Raw genomic sequence first — 17,667 nt, 5'->3', positions numbered from 1 at the left:
TTCTTCTAGCGGTTAGCCCGTGCGCCGAATTAAGAACACACCGTAAAGTGCGCAGGCTATGGCAGGCGTAAGCACGGCCCAGATAGGGTCAAAGCCATATACGACACTGGCTGGGCCTAAAATATCCTGAACATATTTTACAGAAAGCCCTACCACCACTCCGCTAAAGACTCGTGTTCCTGCCGGAGCGGAACGCAACGGCCCAAAAACAAACGATGCAGCAACCAGTACCAAGGATGAGATGGTGAGTGGCATTAGCATTTTTTGCCAAAATGCGATTTCAACTTCATGGGATTTTAGTCCCTGTTTTTCCAGATACTTTGAGTAACGCCATAGATCTGACGGGGCAAGATAACGCTGATTGATAATAATCACTTTCATCAAATCTGGGTTAAGGTCACTGGCCCAAAAGACAGTTCCTATCGCTTCGGAGCGTATCCGGGTATCGCTTAAAGATGTTTTTGTCGAGTTATGCAACACCCAGCCTTCACGATTAAAGTCATACTCCCCAGACTGAGCCATCGTGGTAGAGAGTAGCACCTGGCCCTGATCATCAAAGCTATGGCGCTGAATACCAAACAATTTGCCGTCTGCTCTAATCGAGTTGAAGTAGAAAAAATCACTGCCGTCTCTTAACCATACGCCGGACTTACCTTTGGCTTCGCTGGTATTCCAGCGCTTCATCACGCGATAGTTTTGTGCATCGACCTCTGTCTTAGGTGCGATGGATTCACCAATAAAAAAGGTAACGGCAATAATCATCAGCATGGGCTTCATTACGGCCCAAATAATACGTGTAATAGAAACCCCTGCGGCCCTTATCACGGCCAGCTCGTTATTACTGGCAAGTCCGCCAAGGCCGATAAGAGCGCCAACCATAACACCCACAGGCATTAGGTCATAAAATCGCCGTGGAGCGCTTAGCATCACATAATAGAGCGCATTGGTAAGCTGATAGCTGTTGTTGAGATTATCCAGCTCGTTCACTAAAGCTAGCATTAAGTCCAAGCCTAACAGCAGTAGCTGGACAACGAGAACCGCGCCGAAAACACTCTTAGCAATATAACGATCTAGTGTTTTCATACCGTTCGCTCCTGATTCCGGCCCGATTTAAACCAGTCAACAGCCACATCTTTTAACAACAGATAAAGGGCTACGGATAAGAAAACCCCGTGCACCGCCCACAGCCCGATACTGGGGCTTAACTGACCTTTCTCCACCATGCCTTGCACCGAGATTAAGCCGCTCAAATAGAAAATATGCAGAAAAATAGCGGGGAAGAGTTTAGCAAAACGACCTTGGCGAGGACGGACATAGCTCAAAGGTACGGCGATAAGTGTCACAATAATAACCATCAGTGGCAGGGAAATGCGCCATTGGATCGCCGCTTGGTGTTCAAGTTTCGGGCTGCCTATCATTTGGTTTGTAGGCAGTTGGCGAACCTTGTAGGAGACCTTGGCCTTTGACTGTTCAGACATACGCACCGCATAGCGTTCAAAGTTAAGCACCGAAAAATCCCCAGCTCCTGCGCGACCCTCTGTTCGAGCGCCATTCTCAAATACTAAATAACGGCTTCCAGTGGTTTTATCCAAATATTGATACCCTAGGTCGGCCTTAAATACAGTGGTGCGAATATTGCCGCTATTATCCTCGGTCTGTTGAGACAGAAACACATTGTGCATACGAGTGTTGGAGTCAGTTAAAGCCTCGGTATAGACCACCTGTCCGCCGGAAAACTCTTGGAAGCGCCCCGGTTTTATCGTTGAGAAATCAACGCGTTGCTTTTGTTCTTCTAAAATTTGGGCGGCTTGGGATTCACTTAGTGGTGTTAGCCATAGGCTAAAACTAGCCACAATCCCTGCGACGAAAAGGCCTGCGGCCAATGTGTAGACCAGCAAACGGTTGGGTGAGAATCCGCAAGCCATAAGCACCCCAATCTCATTTTCTTGATACAGGCGGCCATAGGTCAACATAACGGACAAAAAGAAGCCAAGAGGCAAAATCAGCTCCAGCACAGAGGGAAATTGCAGCAACAGCAAGGTCCACAGTACATTGAGCGATAGAGATCCCTCTGCGACATCGGTAAACAAGCTAATAAAACGGCTACCTAAAATGATCAACAAGAGTACGAACGATACCGCCGAAAGGGTAAGTAGTACCTCTCGGGTCAGATAACGAAATAGGATCACAACACGCTCCTAAGAAATAGCGATAAAGACACTGTGGAATAACAATAAAAACACTGCAGGCTTATAATTTGAGGATATGGCTCTTGGCTCTGAGCATGGCTTGCAACACCTGCCGGAATGACTTTCTGTGACATCTGGGATACACAGGTATTGCGTAAATGGTTAGCCGTCACCATATACTACTGAGTCAAATGGGCAAATTATGTAATAACAGGCCGCTTTTGTCTTGTCCGTAATTATTTTCGAGTGGGGTTTTTATGACGTTTAACGCAACAACTCAAGTATTATCCGAATTAACAGCAGATTGCCGTGTTGTCTTTGTCGGTGCAGATAGCACGATGGGTAATAGTGCGCAGCAATTGGACAAGGCCAGTGGCGGTATCATCAGTCGTATTCTTGCACTGGGTGATTTCACCGGTAAGTTTGGACAGACCCAGCTTCTGCCTGAAGCTGGTGAACTTAACGGTCGTCTTTTACTGGTCGGCACGGGTAAAGCGGAAGAGCTAAAAGAAGGTCAATTCCGCACGCTGGTTAAGAACCTAATCAGTGCAGTAAAAGATACCAAGATAGCATCCTTGGCGCTAAGCCTTGATGATATCGAATTAAAAGGTCGTGATTTTAATTGGAAAGCTCGTTTGCTGGCTGAAAATACGGTCACGACACTCTATGTTTTTGATCAGATGAAGAGCAAACAGGCAGATCCTAGTGCGTTGACTGGAATTATTCTTTCGGCTCCTGGTGCGGAAGCGGCGGTACAGCAGGCTCTGAATACAGGTGCTGCAACCGGTGAAGGCATGAATGTCGCCCGCACATTGGGCAATCTACCGGGCAATATCTGTACGCCGGTTTATTTAGCGGAACAGGCTCAAGAGCTGGGCAAAGATTTTGATGAATTAACCGTTACCATTCTGGATGAAAACCAGATGGCTGAACTGGGTATGAATTCTCTGCTGTCCGTTGCTAAAGGTAGTGTTGAAGCGCCTCGTCTTATCACGATGGAATATAACGGCGCAGGCAGTGATACCAAACCCCATGTTCTTGTGGGTAAGGGCGTTACCTTTGATTCCGGCGGCATTAGCCTAAAGCCGGGAGAAGGTATGGATGAGATGAAGTACGATATGTGTGGTGCCGCCAGCGTCTTCGGTACTATGCAGGTTTTGAAACAGCTTAAGCCTAAAATCAATGTGGTGGGTGTGGTTGCTGCCGTTGAAAATATGCCAGCGGGTAACGCGTCTAAGCCTGGCGATGTTGTGACGACGATGTCTGGTAAAACCGTTGAGATTTTGAATACCGATGCGGAAGGCCGTCTGGTTCTTTGTGATGCGCTGACCTATATCGACAAATTTAACCCAGAAACCGTTGTTGATATTGCCACTTTGACCGGAGCCTGCATTATTGGTTTGGGTCATCATGCATCTGGGCTGTTGTCCAATGATGATACTTTGGCTGCAGAGTTATTAAGCGCGGGTCTTGATGCAAATGATAAAGCTTGGCAGATGCCATTATGGGCGGAGTATCAGCAGCAGCTAGATTCTAACTTTGCCGATATTGCCAATATTGGTGGTCGTCCAGCGGGGACGATTACAGCAGCCTGCTTCCTATCACGTTTTACGGAAGACTATCGTTGGGCGCACCTTGATATTGCGGGTACAGCATGGCACAGCGGTAAAGAAAAGGGGGCCACTGGTCGCCCAGTACCGTTATTGACACAGTATGTATTATCTAAAGTTGATATTAACGCTTAATATCCAAAAGCACTTAATATTAAAATGAAAAAAGGTACTGAGTCTCTTTGATTCAGTACCTTTTTTTTAGCCCCGATTAAGCATGCACGCCATTAAATACAAACTTGATTGCGGCCCGATTTTTTGGCGTCATAAAGCTTCTCATCGGCACGATAAACCAACTGATCCAGTGTCTCTTTTTGATCGCGATTATAAACTGCAACCCCAATAGAGATGGTAAAGGTGATTTGGTCTCCATCGCTATTGATAACTTTTAGATCCTCTGTTTCTGCCCGTAGCTGTTCAGCGCAATCGACGGCAGCAGATTTATCCATATCCGGCAAAATCGCTAAAAACTCTTCACCGCCAAAGCGGGCAAAATAGCCTCGGTTTCCTAAATGTTTTTGGCAACGCTGGGTAAATGAGATAAGAACCTCATCCCCTGAGCTGTGACCGTAGGTGTCATTAATCGATTTAAAGTGATCAATATCCAGCATTAATATGGATAGATGACTGTTTTCCGCAGGCATCTCATCCCGAATTCTTAGAAATAAGGCTTCAACGTATCGGCGGTTGTACGCACCGGTCAATGCATCGGTATTAGCAAGAGATTTTAGGCGCTGTTCTAACTCTAGCTGCAAGCTAATATCCTGCACGCTGCAGCGACTGATCGTTAATGCCGAGCCATGAAACTGAGAGGAAATGGCACTGGCAACTGGCAGCCAGCGGCCATCTCTGCTCTGAACTTCTAGACGTAAGTCGCCAACATAACAGGTGGACATTGCTAAGTTGAGCTGCGCCTTTGAGGCCGGCGATAGCATATCTTTCAGACGCTTTTTGTTGACCAGTTCTTCTCGACTGTAGCCTAAGTATTCCAGTGTTTTAATATTAGCGTTTGTGATCAAGCTGTTGCCATCAAAGGTTAAATAGCCAATAGGTGCGTTGTAATAAAGGTCTTCTAGCTCTGCGGTATAACTGCTTTTTTGCTGTTCATTAATTTGTTTAGCAACTTGGTGTTTTAGGAAAAACCAAACCAAAGTAAATGTAGAGATGTAGATGATAAAGATAAAAAATTTAACACCGGGGTGGTGATAAAAAGCAGAAGTTAGCCACTCTTCTTTTGAGGTGCGTACTAACGAGAACCACGACTGGACTTTTATATCCTGTTTAAAGCCAAGGTCTGTGGCAAAGCGTCCGCCAGATAGCGGCTCAAATTCCGCAGGGCGGATTTTACGGTAGCTGATCAGCTCATCGTTAGCATCAAAAACTCCCTCTGGTTCTTGTTGCATCTGTTGCCATAGTTCAGCATTCCATACTGAGAGCACTTTGCCTGGCATACCCAGCTGCCAACCCCACTCACTTTCTCGATAGTGATTGGACAGCCAATAACCATCGCTATTGGCCAGCATCCCGCGATCACCTGCTTCAAAATGCGCTCGAAAACGATTTAGAAAATGACCGGCTTTATAGTTAAGCACCACCAAGGCTAAAGGTGAGCCTTGATCGTCAGCTAGTAGCGTTACCGCGCGAATAACGGGCTTATAAGGTCGCTCAACTTCACCGTGTTCGACATTAAGATCCAATGGGGATAAGTAGACATCGCTGGGAGCCAGTTTTATGCCTTCTTGAACATAATAGCGGTCATACTTGTTTTGTAGATTTTCAATGGGAACTGAAACCGAGCCGTCAGAATGGTCGTTAATGCGGACAAGTTCTTTTCCCGTCAGGTCGATAATGCGAATTTGATCGTAGCGGCCATTAACGTTAGTCGCTTGACGGAAAACCGTCTCAACTTCCTGACGATTGGTCACGGATGGGTTCGATATAAAATGCCGTACGCTCGGTAGAATACTGAGTTGCTGTATGTCCAGCGCGATGCGAAGCACAAATTGATGGGTGCGATTTTCGGTAAGGTTCAGTAGATACTGATGACGTTCGATAGCTCTATTCTTAAGCCCTTGATCGTAAGCGTCTTTTCCTATTAGCAATACCAATGTCAAAAGAACGTAAGCAATGCTGGTGAGAAATAACAAACGCTTCCATTCATTTTTTAAGAATAGGGTGGGCCCAATAAACATTGAATGCGGTTCTCTCTGAGAAAAATGAATCATTATCTCTTAAATTTCACAAAAAAGTAGATTTTATATACCAATAGCTGAAAAATAGACTTCAGCAGATTAAAGGCTCTATTTTGCGGTTGGCTCTTTTTCGGTCGGCCCTGTCGCGCTGTTTCTTAAGTGTTAACTGTTTCTTAGGTGTTATAGTACGCGAATTATTTTTTAACGGCGTTTGCGTTTAATTACGAGTATCTAACGATTATGACCCAGGTCGACTTCTATATTCTTCCGGCAACGGAGCCTGAGGCACAACTTAATTTTGTTTGTCGACTGACAGAGAAAGCGTTGCGCAAGGGGCATCATATCTATATCCAAGCGCAAAATGAAGCTCAGGCAAAAGCACTGGATCAGTTACTCTGGGAGTTTCGCCCTGATAGCTTTATTCCTCATCTGCTGGTCGGCGATGATAATGTCGAGGGCGTTCCTGTGGCGATTGGCCATACGGATGATTGCGCCCATCATCATGATGTTATGATCAATCTTTGCTCCCATGTGCCGGATCATTTTAGTCGCTTTGAGCGCGTTGCTGAGATCGTTTTTCAACAAGAAAACCTACTTAAAGCCAAGCGTGATGATTGGCGGTTCTACAAAGAGCGTGGTTATGTGCTGAACCGGCATGATATGCGCCGTTAGCACGATTTATCCCTGTTTGCCCCGCCAGACTGGTTATCACAGCCCTTAGCGCCATGTATAATCGGTTGATCGCATTGCTATGGATTAAATGGCCGATAGCTTAAATGGCTAATGGCTTGTCCATTTGACACCTAAACCCTATTTTCGCTGACTGGTTTGACCTATCGACCGGCAGCCAACCTAATAAAAAGTGATGATATAGAACCCCATGGATAAGACCTATCAACCCGAACAGATTGAACGTACTTGGTATAAGCATTGGGAAGAGAATAAATACTTCCGTCCTGCCAGTGAAACCAGCCGTGGCGAAGGTGATGCTTACTCCATAGTGATTCCACCACCAAATGTCACGGGCAGTCTGCATATGGGGCATGCCTTTCAGCATACGATTATGGACGCGCTTACCCGCTACCGTCGTATGCAAGGACGTAATGCACTTTGGGTTGTCGGTACTGATCATGCAGGGATCGCCACTCAGATGGTGGTTGAGCGTAAGCTTGCCGCAGAAACGGGTGAAAGCCGCTACGATCTAGGCCGTGAATCTTTTGTTGAAAAGATCTGGGAATGGAAGGAAGAGTCCGGCGGTACTATCACTAAACAGATGCGTCGTCTGGGTAATTCCGTTGATTGGGAAAACGAGCGTTTTACCATGGATTCTGGCTTCTATCACGCTGTGCAAGAAGTCTTTATTCGTCTGCACGATGAAGGCCTGATCTATCGTGGTAAGCGCCTGGTTAACTGGGATCCGAAACTGCATACCGCAATTTCAGACCTAGAAGTTGAGAACAAAGAAGTTAAAGGCAAGATGTGGTATCTGCGTTACCCGCTAGCGGATGGCGTTAAAACCGCTGCCGGTGAAGACCATATTGTTGTCGGTACGACTCGCCCAGAAACCTTGCTTGGCGATACCGGTGTTGCGGTTAACCCAGAAGATGATCGCTACAAAGACCTGATCGGTAAGTTTGTTGAACTGCCATTGGTGGGCCGTCGTATCCTTATCGTTGGCGATGAACATGCGGATATGGAAAAAGGCACGGGTTGCGTAAAAATCACCCCAGCCCATGATTTTAACGATAACGAAGTTGGCAAGCGTTGCGGTCTGCCAATGATCAATATCTTGACGTTAAACGCTGATATTCGCGATGAAGCCGAAGCATTCAACAGCGATGGTAGTGCTAATACCGAAATCGATACCACTATTCCTGAGCAATACCGTGGTATGGAGCGCTTTGCCGCCCGTAGAGCGGTTGTTGCCGAGATGGAAGAAAAAGGTCTGCTGGTTAAAATCGAAGAAAATAACATGACCGTGCCTTATGGTGATCGTGGTGGTGTTGTGATTGAGCCAATGCTGACAGATCAATGGTTCTGTGATGCAAAAACACTGGCTAAGCCTGCGATTGAAGCGGTAGAAAACGGTGATATCAAATTTGTACCTAAGCAGTACGAAAATATGTACTTCTCTTGGATGCGTGATATTCAAGATTGGTGTATTTCTCGTCAGCTCTGGTGGGGCCACCGCATTCCTGCCTTCTATGATAACGAAGGCAATGTTTATGTGGCGACTTCTGCAGAAGCCGCCCGTGAGAAATATAATCTAGATTTAGAGCTGGAACTGCGCCAGGACGACGATGTACTGGATACGTGGTTCAGCTCTGCTCTCTGGACGTTTGGCACTATGGGCTGGCCGAACGATATTGAGAAGATGAAAACCTTCCACCCAACCGATACCTTGGTCACGGGCTTTGACATCATCTTCTTCTGGGTGGCCCGCATGATCATGATGACCATGCATTTCGTCAAAGATGAAAACGGCAAGCCGCAGGTACCTTTTAAGAATGTCTATGTCACCGGCCTGATCCGCGATGAAAGCGGCGATAAAATGTCTAAATCCAAGGGTAACGTACTCGATCCTTTGGATATGATCGACGGTATTGATCTGCCAACGCTGATGGAAAAACGCACCGGCAACATGATGCAGCCGCAGCAAGCAGAAAAAATTGGCAAACGTACCGAAAAGCAATTCCCAGAAGGTATTGCGGCTCATGGTACTGATGCTCTACGTTTCACCTTGGCGGCACTGGCTTCAACAGGCCGTGACGTAAACTGGGATATGAAACGACTGGAAGGTTATCGTAACTTCTGTAATAAAATCTGGAACGCGGCTCGTTATGTGTTAGCGAATACAGAAGGCGAAGACTGCGGCCAGAACGGTAGTGAAGTATTACTATCGCTGGCAGATCGCTGGATTATCAGTAGTCTGCAGCGCACGGAAGAAACTGTAATGCGTCAGATGGACGAATACCGTTTTGATCTGGCAGCCAATACCCTGTACGACTTTATCTGGAATCAATATTGCGACTGGTATCTGGAACTATCTAAGCCCATTCTTTGGGATGAAACCGAAGGCGAAACCCAAGAAGAAAAAGATCAGATGGCTGCTCTTAAGCGCGGTACACGGGGTACTTTGGTACGTGTACTAGAAGCCACTCTGCGTTTGGCTCATCCTATTATGCCGTTTATCACGGAAGAGATTTGGCAGCAAATTAAAGGGCTGGCGGGTAAAGAAGGCGACACGATTATGTTGCAGCCTTACCCGAACCCCGTTGCTGACCTGATCGATGAAGCGGCAGAATCAGATATCGAATGGCTGAAAGGGGTCATCGTTAGCATCCGTAATATCCGTGGTGAAATGAATATCGCGCCGGGTAAAGAGTTAGCGGTGCTGATTCAAAATGGTAGCGACGATGATTTCCGTCGAGTACAAGACAACTACGTTGCTTTAAGCAAGCTGGCTAAACTGAGTTTAATCACTTGGTTGGAAGAAGACGAAGAAGCGCCAATGTCTGCCACCAAACTGGTGGGCAAGATGGAAGTGCTGGTGCCTATGGCCGGTCTGATCGACAAAGATGCCGAGCTGGGTCGCTTGAAGAAAGAGATGGAAAAATTGCAAAAAGAAGTAGGACGTCTAGAAGGCAAATTGGGTAACGAGAAATTTGTGGCCAGTGCGCCGGAAGAAGTTGTGGCTAAAGAGCGTGAAAAACTTGATAGCGCCAAAGCTTCCCAAGCTAAATTGCAAGAGCAGTACACTAAGATCGAGGCGCTATAACGCTCCGCGATCAATTCGAAAAGAACCCGGCTAGGTCCGGGTTTTTTTTCGACTGAAAACAAAACTATCGGATACAATAAGCATCTGTACACCCAACCAGTATTTACCTAAACTGTTTGGCCTTAAATTGATTTAATCGATGCCTAGAATGAGGTCTTTGTGGATAACTCAATTCAACATCATGTCATTTATATTCATGGCTTTAACAGCTCTCCTGGTTCATTTAAGGCATTGCAGTTAAAAGCCTTTGTTGAGCAAAATAAGCTGGATCTTCAATACCACGCCCCTATGCTCAGCCATTGGCCTGAACAGGCGATGGAAACACTGGAAGATTTACTCGAATCGATCAAAGCGTGCGACCAGCATACCGGTAAAATTACCCGTATCTTACTGGTAGGCAGCTCCTTAGGCGGTTTCTATAGCACCTACTTGATGGCGCGCTATCCGGGATTAAAAGCGGTATTAATCAATCCCGCCGTATATCCGCAAGAACTACTGCCAGCCTATCTTGGGTTAAATGAAAACCTTTATACCGGCGAGCAATATCAACTCACACAGGACCATATGCAGCAGTTACGTCGTTTGCACATGGCAGAACCTGCCTGCACCCAGAATATTAAAGTGCTGCTGCAAAGTGATGATGAGGTTTTAGATTATCATCGTGCTGAGAACTATTACCGCCAAGCGGAGGTGGTGGTGATTGAAGGGGGGGATCACGGTTTCCAGAATTTCGAGCAGTATTTCACCATGATGCTGGATTTTGCCGGTATTGATTACCCCGAACAGCTCGCCATGCCCGAAGAAAATTACGTGCTAAGCCTTAGAGCCTTAGTGTAAGCCCCGTTAAAAAATACCATAAGATTTTCAGGAACATCCATGAGTGCAGAAAAATCAACACCCAGTTATAACGCCCAAGCCATCGAGGTTTTAAGCGGTCTGGACCCGGTAAAAAAACGCCCCGGCATGTACACCGATACCACCCGCCCAAACCACTTAGCGCAAGAGGTAATTGATAACAGTGTTGATGAAGCACTTGGTGGTTACGCCAAGAGTATTCAGGTTTGCCTGTTTAAAGATGGCTCTGTCTCGGTAGAAGATGACGGGCGGGGAATGCCGACCGATATTCATCCTGAGCACGGTGTTAGCGGTGTCGAATTGATCTTGACCCGCTTGCACGCCGGCGGAAAATTCTCCAACACCAGCTACCAGTTCTCCGGTGGTTTGCATGGTGTGGGTGTCTCTGTGGTCAACGCGCTTTCAAGCCGGTTGGAAGTCTTTGTTAAACGGGGAGGAGAACAATTAAAAATCGCCTTCTCCCACGGCGATAAAATTGAAGACCTAGCCGTTATCGGCACCGTTGGTAAACGCAACACTGGCACCAAAGTACATTTTTGGCCAGACGTTAGTTACTTTGACAGCCCTAAGTTTTCGGTCACTAAGCTAAAGCATAATTTGCGTGCTAAAGCGGTGCTTTGTCCTGGTTTGCACATCACTTTTTGGGATGAAAACACCAATGAAACTACCGAGTGGCAGTTTGAGGACGGCCTAACCGATTACCTAAAACAAGCCTCAGTTGATTGGGATACGTTGCCCGCTTCCCCATTCACGGGAAGTTTTAGCGCAAAAATAGAAGCGGTCGATTGGGCGCTGCATTGGCTACCTGAAGGTGGCGAATTACTCACAGAAAGCTACGTTAACCTGATTCCTACCGCTCAAGGTGGCACACACGTAAACGGCTTACGGTCAGGCTTACTGGATGCCCTACGTGAGTTCTGCGAATTCCGCAGCCTGATCCCTCGGGGCGTTAAATTAACCGCCGATGATCTCTGGGAACGCTGTAGCTATGTATTGTCGGTCAAGATGCAAGACCCCCAGTTTGCTGGGCAAACTAAAGAGCGGCTCTCCTCCCGTCAAACCGCAAGCTTTGTTTCCGGTGTGGTAAAAGACGCTTTCAGCCTTTGGCTAAACCAGCACACAGCAGAAGCGGAACAGTTAGCAGAGTTGGCCATCAGTATCGCGCAAAAACGTCTACGAGCCAGCAAAAAAGTAGCCCGTAAAAAGATCACTCAAGGCCCTGCATTGCCCGGTAAATTAGCTGACTGCTCAGGGCAAGATACCGCGCGCTCAGAGCTATTTCTGGTGGAAGGTGACTCCGCCGGTGGTTCAGCTAAGCAGGCTCGTGATCGTGAATTTCAGGCGATTTTGCCCTTGCGAGGTAAGATTTTGAACACTTGGGAGGTTAGCTCCGACCAGATTCTTGCCTCCCAAGAGGTACACGATATTGCTGTAGCCCTTGGTATTGATCCCGATAACGCCGATATTTCCGGCCTGCGTTATGGAAAAATCTGTATTCTTGCGGATGCGGATTCTGATGGTCTGCATATCGCCACCTTACTCTGCGCCCTATTTTTCCGTCACTTTCCTTCCTTGGTAGATAACGGCCACGTCTTCGTCGCCATGCCACCGCTCTACCGGATTGATATCGGTAAAGAAGTTCATTACGCACTGGACGATGATGAGAAACAAGGCATTCTTGACCGGCTAGAGGCAGAGAAAAAACGGGGTAAGGTTAACGTGCAGCGCTTTAAAGGCTTGGGTGAGATGAACCCACTGCAGTTACGGGAAACCACCATGGATCCGAACACTCGCCGCCTTGTCCAGCTCACCCGCGAAGAACATGACGGGACGAATGAAATGATGGACATGCTACTGGCGAAAAAACGCTCCGGTGATCGTAAAGACTGGCTGCAAACAAAAGGGAATCTGGCAGAGGTTTAAACCTTTGTAGGTTGGGCTTCAGCCCATCAACACTCTCTATATTACTACCGTTGTCGCCCTAAAGGGCGACCTACACAAAAATGGCTCTCACGTTTCCGTGGTAGCCTTTTTTTATTTCCAGCGCCTGAAAAATAACGGAGCTTTATGAATCTCTATCTGCTTTATCTGGCCACCATCTTTCTGATTATCGCCACTCCCGGCCCGTCGATTTTGCTGATCATGCAGCACTCAGCAAGTTATGGCGTAAAGCGCAGCTTTTATAACGCCTTAGGCGGTGTCAGTGCTGCACTCATTCTGATCATATTATCGCTGGGTGGTGTCGCGCTTCTGATTCAGGGCATCTGGATCAACGTGCTGTCGATTCTCGGCGCTTGCCTGTTGGTCTGGATCGGCTTTAAAAACTTCAAGCCGATAGTCTTGAGTGAAGAGGGCGATCACAAAGAGAGTAATAAAGAGCTCTTTAAAACGGCATTCTATACCGGCATCAGTAACCCGAAAGACCTGATCTTTTTTGCCACCCTGCTACCGCAGTTTATCATCACCGACCTACCCTACTGGCAGGCCTCTCTTTATCTCGCCTTCGGCTGGTTGGTGCTGGATGTCAGTATTATGATGAGTTACGCGCTGGGCGCATACCTGCTGGCGCAGAAACTCAGTATGGGCGCACTGAACAAAACCCGAGCCTTTAGCGGCGTATTACTGATCCTAATCGGCGGCGCGCTACTATCGAGCAACGCGTATCAGTTGGTGTGAGGCTTTAATAGACTTCGTCATGGCTACCGATATCAATAGGGATGATCTCATCGTTGACCAGAATAAAGTCGATCACGATACGATACTTCATCGTAATCGACACGCTGTAATAATCACCCAGACTCCCCTTCAATTTATGCAGCCTAAGCGAAGGGTGGTAAGGGTCACTCTCCATCAGCTCGATGGCTTTTGCGTAGCGGGGCAGCACATCAGGGTGCTTTTTAATGAACTTGGTCAGCTTCTTAAAATAACTGTCCGTCTGAATGATCTTATAGGGCATTTCTCAGCTCATCCAGATGCTCTTTTGCCGTCTGGGTTTTGCTGCGCCCGGCTTCAATATCTTGCATCGCCTGCAGATGTGCCAAGTCCAGTTCCTTCTGCCGGAACTCTTGGTAACGCTCAATATCCAGCACCACGTACTTGTTTTTGCCTCTGACGTTAATGATAAGCTCATCGGCATTTTTTAGCAGTTTGCCAAGGAAGCTGACGCCTTTTGTTTTTACATCGTTAGCGGAAATAATCATAATCGCACTCCCAATCGTACTTTTAAGCGCATTCTAGCACAGGATTTCTGCGCCGGATGATTATTTTCTGAGCGTGATGTGCAACTAAAAAACCCGCTGCAATCTCTCACAGCGGGCTTTTAGGGTTTGTGTCTTAGCTAGTTAGCTAACAATCAATCCAGCTGAGACAGATCCCGTACGGCGCCTTTGTCGGCGGAGGTTGCCAACAGGGCATAGGCTTTCAGCGCTGCTGATACCTTACGTGGGCGTTCTTCAGCCGGTTTCCAGCCCAACTTGTCCTGCTCGGCGCGGCGTTTTGCCAGCTCTTCATCGGATACCAGTACGTTGATGGTGCGATTCGGAATGTCGATGCGGATCATATCGCCGTGACGTACTAAGCCGATAGCACCGCCAGCAGCCGCTTCCGGTGAGCAATGGCCGATAGACAGGCCGGAGGTTCCACCGGAGAAGCGGCCATCCGTTAGTAGGGCGCAGGCTTTACCTAGACCTTTCGATTTGATGTAAGAGGTTGGGTAGAGCATCTCTTGCATACCAGGGCCGCCTTTAGGGCCTTCGTAACGGACGATGACCACTTCACCGGCGACAACTTTATCATCCAGAATATTGGCAACGGCTTCATCTTGAGATTCGGTGATGTGGGCTGGGCCTTCAAATACGAGAATGGACTCATCCACACCGGCTGATTTTACAACACAGCCATCAAGGGCGATATTGCCGTAAAGAATAGCCAAGCCGCCTTCTAATGAGTATGCGTTTTCTAGTGAGCGGATGCAGCCGTTAGCACGGTCGCCATCCAGAGTAGGCCAGCGAGTGGCTTGGCTGAAGGCGGTTTGAGTTGGGATGCCCGCAGGGCCAGCTTTATAGAATTCAATCACGGCCTCAGATGGATTGCGCATGATATCCCACTCGTCCAGCGCGTCTTTCATGGTGTCGCTGTGTACGGTCGGTGTATCGGTGTGCAGTTTACCGGCACGATCCAGCTCACCAAGAATCGCCATAATGCCACCGGCACGATGAACGTCTTCAACATGATATTTAGGGGTATTTGGTGCAACTTTACACAGCTGGGGCACCACGCGAGACATACGATCAATGTCTTGCATAGTGAAGTCGATCTCGGCTTCTTGGGCTATCGCCAACAGGTGCAAAATAGTATTCGTGGAACCACCCATAGCGATATCCAGAGCAATCGCATTTTCAAAGGCTTTAAAGCCCACAGAGCGAGGTAGAATGCGCTCGTTCTCTTGCTCGTAGTATTCGCGGCTCATCTCAACGATACGATGACCGGCACGCTTAAATAGCTGTTCACGGTCGGCGTGGGTTGCTACCACCGTACCATTGCCCGGTAGAGCTAAGCCTAATGCTTCTGCTAGACAGTTCATGGAGTTGGCGGTAAACATACCCGAGCAGGAACCGCAGGTTGGACAGGCTGAGCGCTCAACGGCATCAACCATCTCATCAGAGGCGGTTGGGTCTGCCGCTAGCACCATGGCATCAACCAGATCTAGCTTGTGTTCAGCCAGCTTGGTTTTACCCGCTTCCATTGGGCCGCCGGAAACAAAGATCACGGGGATATTCAGGCGCATAGCCGCCATTAACATTCCCGGAGTGATTTTGTCACAGTTGGAGATGCAGACCATGGCATCGGCGCAGTGGGCGTTAACCATGTATTCCACAGAATCTGCAATAATGTCACGGGATGGCAGCGAGTACAGCATACCATCGTGTCCCATGGCAATACCGTCATCAATGGCGATGGTGTTGAACTCTTTAGCAACACCACCGGCTTGTTCGATCTCGCGGGCGACTAACTGCCCCATATCTTTTAAATGTACATGGCCCGGTACAAATTGGGTAAAGGAGTTCACGACCGCGATAATCGGCTTTTGAAAGTCATCATCTTTCATACCGGTTGCGCGCCACAGGGCGCGGGCGCCAGCCATATTACGGCCTGCGGTGGAGGTCTTGGAACGATACACGGGCATGGGTAATCCTCAGCTTTGGTGCGGTAAAACCCTTTAAAGCAGAGGTTTTACCTTTTTTATAGGTTAACTTTTGCAGACCACTTTTTTACCATTGTGACGGCTATATGGCTAGGCAAAGTGGGGTTAAAACAGTAACTTTGACTAGAAAAGTGGCTTTATTTGGGTAGTAATCTCTTTATTTCAATGGATTTTACTGGCCGTTTCATTTTTCATTATATTCCCTGTGGCAATAAAGCATCCACTCGGGCTGTAGCATTTTTATAAATTAATTCACAACGCTTTTACAAACACCTTTGAATTACGCTGCCAGTTGTACAGCTCCTGACGGGAGCGAGGCAGCGCATCAACATCCGCGGGTTCAAAGCCACGTTCACGGAACCAATGGGCGGTGTGGGTGGTTAGAACAAACAGGCGGTTTAAGCCAATACGGTTAGCGCGTTTCTCTATATGTTGCAAAATCAGGTCGCCACGTTGACCGCCTTGATACTGAGCATGAACGGCCACGCATGCTAGCTCGCCGATACCTTCTTCAGTGAAGGGGTAAAGAGCCGCACAGCCGATCATCATGCCATCCAGTTCGACGACGGTGAATAGGTCGATCTCATTTTCCAGCCGTTCTCGGGATCGTCGTACTAGAACACCCTGCTCTTCTAAGGGGCGAATCAGCTCTAAAATACCACCGACATCTTCAATCGTTGCATCTCGAACTTGCTCGTATAGTTCTTGAGTCACCATGGTGCCGCTACCGTTTCGAGTAAACAGATCCTCTATTAAGGCTCCATCCTGTTGGTAGCTGATTAAGTGCGCGCGATTAACCCCGAAGCGGCTCGTTTGCCAGGCGGCATACAATGCGGCGTACTCGGTGGAGGTGGTGTCCAGCGCCTCTAAATGACGGCTCGCTTCTCGGGGTGGCATAACACGAATCACTTCTCCTGACTCATCCCGCAGGCCGTGGGCATGGCTAAAGACAATCAGTTTATCGGCTTTTAGTTCTATTGCCGCGCGGGTGGCAACTTCCTCAACACTTAAGGAGAACACCTCCCCTGTGGGGGAGAAACCCAGGGGCGGCAGTAGCACTATGGTGCCATCGTCCAGTTGGCGGTTGATGGCACCGCAGTCTACTTTACGCACCTGTCCGGTATGGCCGAAATCTTTACCATCAAGCACACCAACGGGGCGAGCGGTAATCATATTGCCGGAGGCAACCCGCAGGGAGGCTCCGTGCATTGGGGAGTTAGGCAGCCCCATAGACAGCAGCGATTGAATTTCAATCCCCGCCGATCCTGCGGCATCTTTAACCGCTTCTAGCACCTCATTGGTGATCACCGGCCTTGCACCAACATATTCTAGGGACAGGCTGCGTCGTTCTAATCGCTCTAAAATTTGTGGGCGCGCACCAAAGGCCAGCACAAGGCGAACACCTAAGCTGTTTAGTAAAGCCAGATCATTAATGATATTGGCAAAGTTGGGGTGCTGTAGCGCATAGCCATCTAGAAGAACAACAAAGGTTCTACCTCGATGGGCATTAATATAAGGCGATGAGTTACGAAAGCTATGTACGTAGTCATTTGTTGGGTGATTAATAGAATCCAAGGTCGCTAATCCCAGCAGATCAGAAGGTAATAGAACGTCATCATTATTGAGCTGCAAAGCACAGCCCTGAAGACACAGGTATCGACAGTTGTCGTGAGCCATAATCACCGTGATCTACAATCGCCGGTGGTCTCTAAATGGCGAAAATAGTTGCAGGTGGCATTGATGGTTGTCGATGGCGGGGATAATTGTAGACGGGCAGCGGCTGAGAAGAAAGATAGCAAAGAGGAGAAACAATGATGACCGCAAAAGCGGCCATCTTTTT

General features: G+C 47.9%; 13 protein-coding genes. 6 read left to right on the top strand and 7 right to left on the bottom strand.

Features of this window, described 5'->3' with window-relative positions; all coding sequences use genetic code 11:
• Positions 1–12 precede the first annotated feature (12 nt).
• Positions 13–1,083 (bottom strand): LPS export ABC transporter permease LptG, encoded by a 1,071-nt coding sequence (lptG, locus tag G517_RS0116780; RefSeq protein WP_028305361.1) that lies wholly within the window; start codon positions 1,081–1,083, stop codon positions 13–15.
• A complete protein-coding gene (gene lptF, locus G517_RS19780) occupies positions 1,080–2,189 on the bottom strand; it encodes an LPS export ABC transporter permease LptF (RefSeq protein ID WP_051206533.1) in 1,110 nt (369 codons plus the stop codon). Before lptF ends, lptG begins: the two co-directional genes overlap by 4 nt.
• Before the next feature lie 257 nt (positions 2,190–2,446).
• Here lptF and G517_RS0116770 point away from each other — a divergent pair, with 257 nt between their 5' ends.
• Complete coding sequence (locus tag G517_RS0116770) at positions 2,447–3,934, top strand: leucyl aminopeptidase (RefSeq protein WP_028305360.1); 1,488 nt, start codon at positions 2,447–2,449, stop codon at positions 3,932–3,934.
• A 92-nt stretch (positions 3,935–4,026) separates the two neighbouring features.
• On the opposite strand, the gene G517_RS0116765 is transcribed toward G517_RS0116770, so the two are convergent.
• Positions 4,027–5,991 carry a sensor domain-containing diguanylate cyclase gene (locus tag G517_RS0116765; RefSeq protein ID WP_028305359.1) on the bottom strand — a complete coding sequence of 655 codons (1,965 nt, stop codon included), beginning with the start codon at positions 5,989–5,991 and terminating at the stop codon, positions 4,027–4,029.
• 240 nt (positions 5,992–6,231) lie between these two features.
• On the opposite strand from G517_RS0116765, the gene G517_RS0116760 reads away from it, so the two are divergent.
• From G517_RS0116760 to G517_RS19770, 5 genes are all read left to right on the top strand, one after another.
• Positions 6,232–6,663, top strand: coding sequence for a DNA polymerase III subunit chi (locus G517_RS0116760; protein ID WP_028305358.1), 432 nt, complete (start codon positions 6,232–6,234; stop codon positions 6,661–6,663).
• Positions 6,664–6,871: 208 nt separating this feature from the next.
• Positions 6,872–9,769 carry a valine--tRNA ligase gene (locus tag G517_RS0116755; RefSeq protein WP_028305357.1) on the top strand — a complete coding sequence of 966 codons (2,898 nt, stop codon included), beginning with the start codon at positions 6,872–6,874 and terminating at the stop codon, positions 9,767–9,769.
• 159 nt (positions 9,770–9,928) lie between these two features.
• Entirely contained in the window at positions 9,929–10,606 is a 678-nt protein-coding gene (locus tag G517_RS19775; RefSeq protein ID WP_051206532.1) for a YqiA/YcfP family alpha/beta fold hydrolase, read from the top strand.
• A 39-nt stretch (positions 10,607–10,645) separates the two neighbouring features.
• The gene (parE, locus tag G517_RS0116745; protein ID WP_028305356.1) at positions 10,646–12,547 is read left to right on the top strand and encodes a DNA topoisomerase IV subunit B; all 1,902 of its coding nucleotides are present in this window, start codon (positions 10,646–10,648) and stop codon (positions 12,545–12,547) included.
• Positions 12,548–12,691: 144 nt separating this feature from the next.
• Positions 12,692–13,300, top strand: coding sequence for a LysE family translocator (locus tag G517_RS19770; RefSeq protein WP_051206531.1), 609 nt, complete (start codon positions 12,692–12,694; stop codon positions 13,298–13,300).
• A gap of 4 nt (positions 13,301–13,304) precedes the next feature.
• Here the strand turns inward: G517_RS19770 and G517_RS0116735 are convergent, their stop codons facing one another.
• The 4 genes from G517_RS0116735 to argA form a co-directional block, all read right to left on the bottom strand.
• Positions 13,305–13,580: a type II toxin-antitoxin system RelE/ParE family toxin gene (locus G517_RS0116735; RefSeq protein WP_028305355.1), complete on the bottom strand. Its 276-nt coding sequence runs from the start codon at positions 13,578–13,580 to the stop codon at positions 13,305–13,307.
• Positions 13,570–13,824 (bottom strand): prevent-host-death protein, encoded by a 255-nt coding sequence (locus G517_RS0116730; protein WP_028305354.1) that lies wholly within the window; start codon positions 13,822–13,824, stop codon positions 13,570–13,572. The genes G517_RS0116735 and G517_RS0116730 overlap by 11 nt, the downstream gene beginning before the upstream one ends.
• A 152-nt stretch (positions 13,825–13,976) precedes the next feature.
• Positions 13,977–15,809, bottom strand: coding sequence for a dihydroxy-acid dehydratase (gene ilvD, locus G517_RS0116725; RefSeq protein WP_028305353.1), 1,833 nt, complete (start codon positions 15,807–15,809; stop codon positions 13,977–13,979).
• A 270-nt stretch (positions 15,810–16,079) separates the two neighbouring features.
• Positions 16,080–17,504 (bottom strand): amino-acid N-acetyltransferase, encoded by a 1,425-nt coding sequence (gene argA / locus G517_RS0116720; protein ID WP_084632369.1) that lies wholly within the window; start codon positions 17,502–17,504, stop codon positions 16,080–16,082.
• Positions 17,505–17,667 lie beyond the last annotated feature (163 nt).

It is taken from the genome of Oceanospirillum maris DSM 6286, assembly GCF_000422865.1.
Lineage (GTDB): Bacteria > Pseudomonadota > Gammaproteobacteria > Pseudomonadales > Halomonadaceae > Oceanospirillum > Oceanospirillum maris.
The sequence above is the reverse complement of the archived record's forward strand: the minus strand, read 5'-3'. Positions and strand labels throughout refer to the sequence as shown.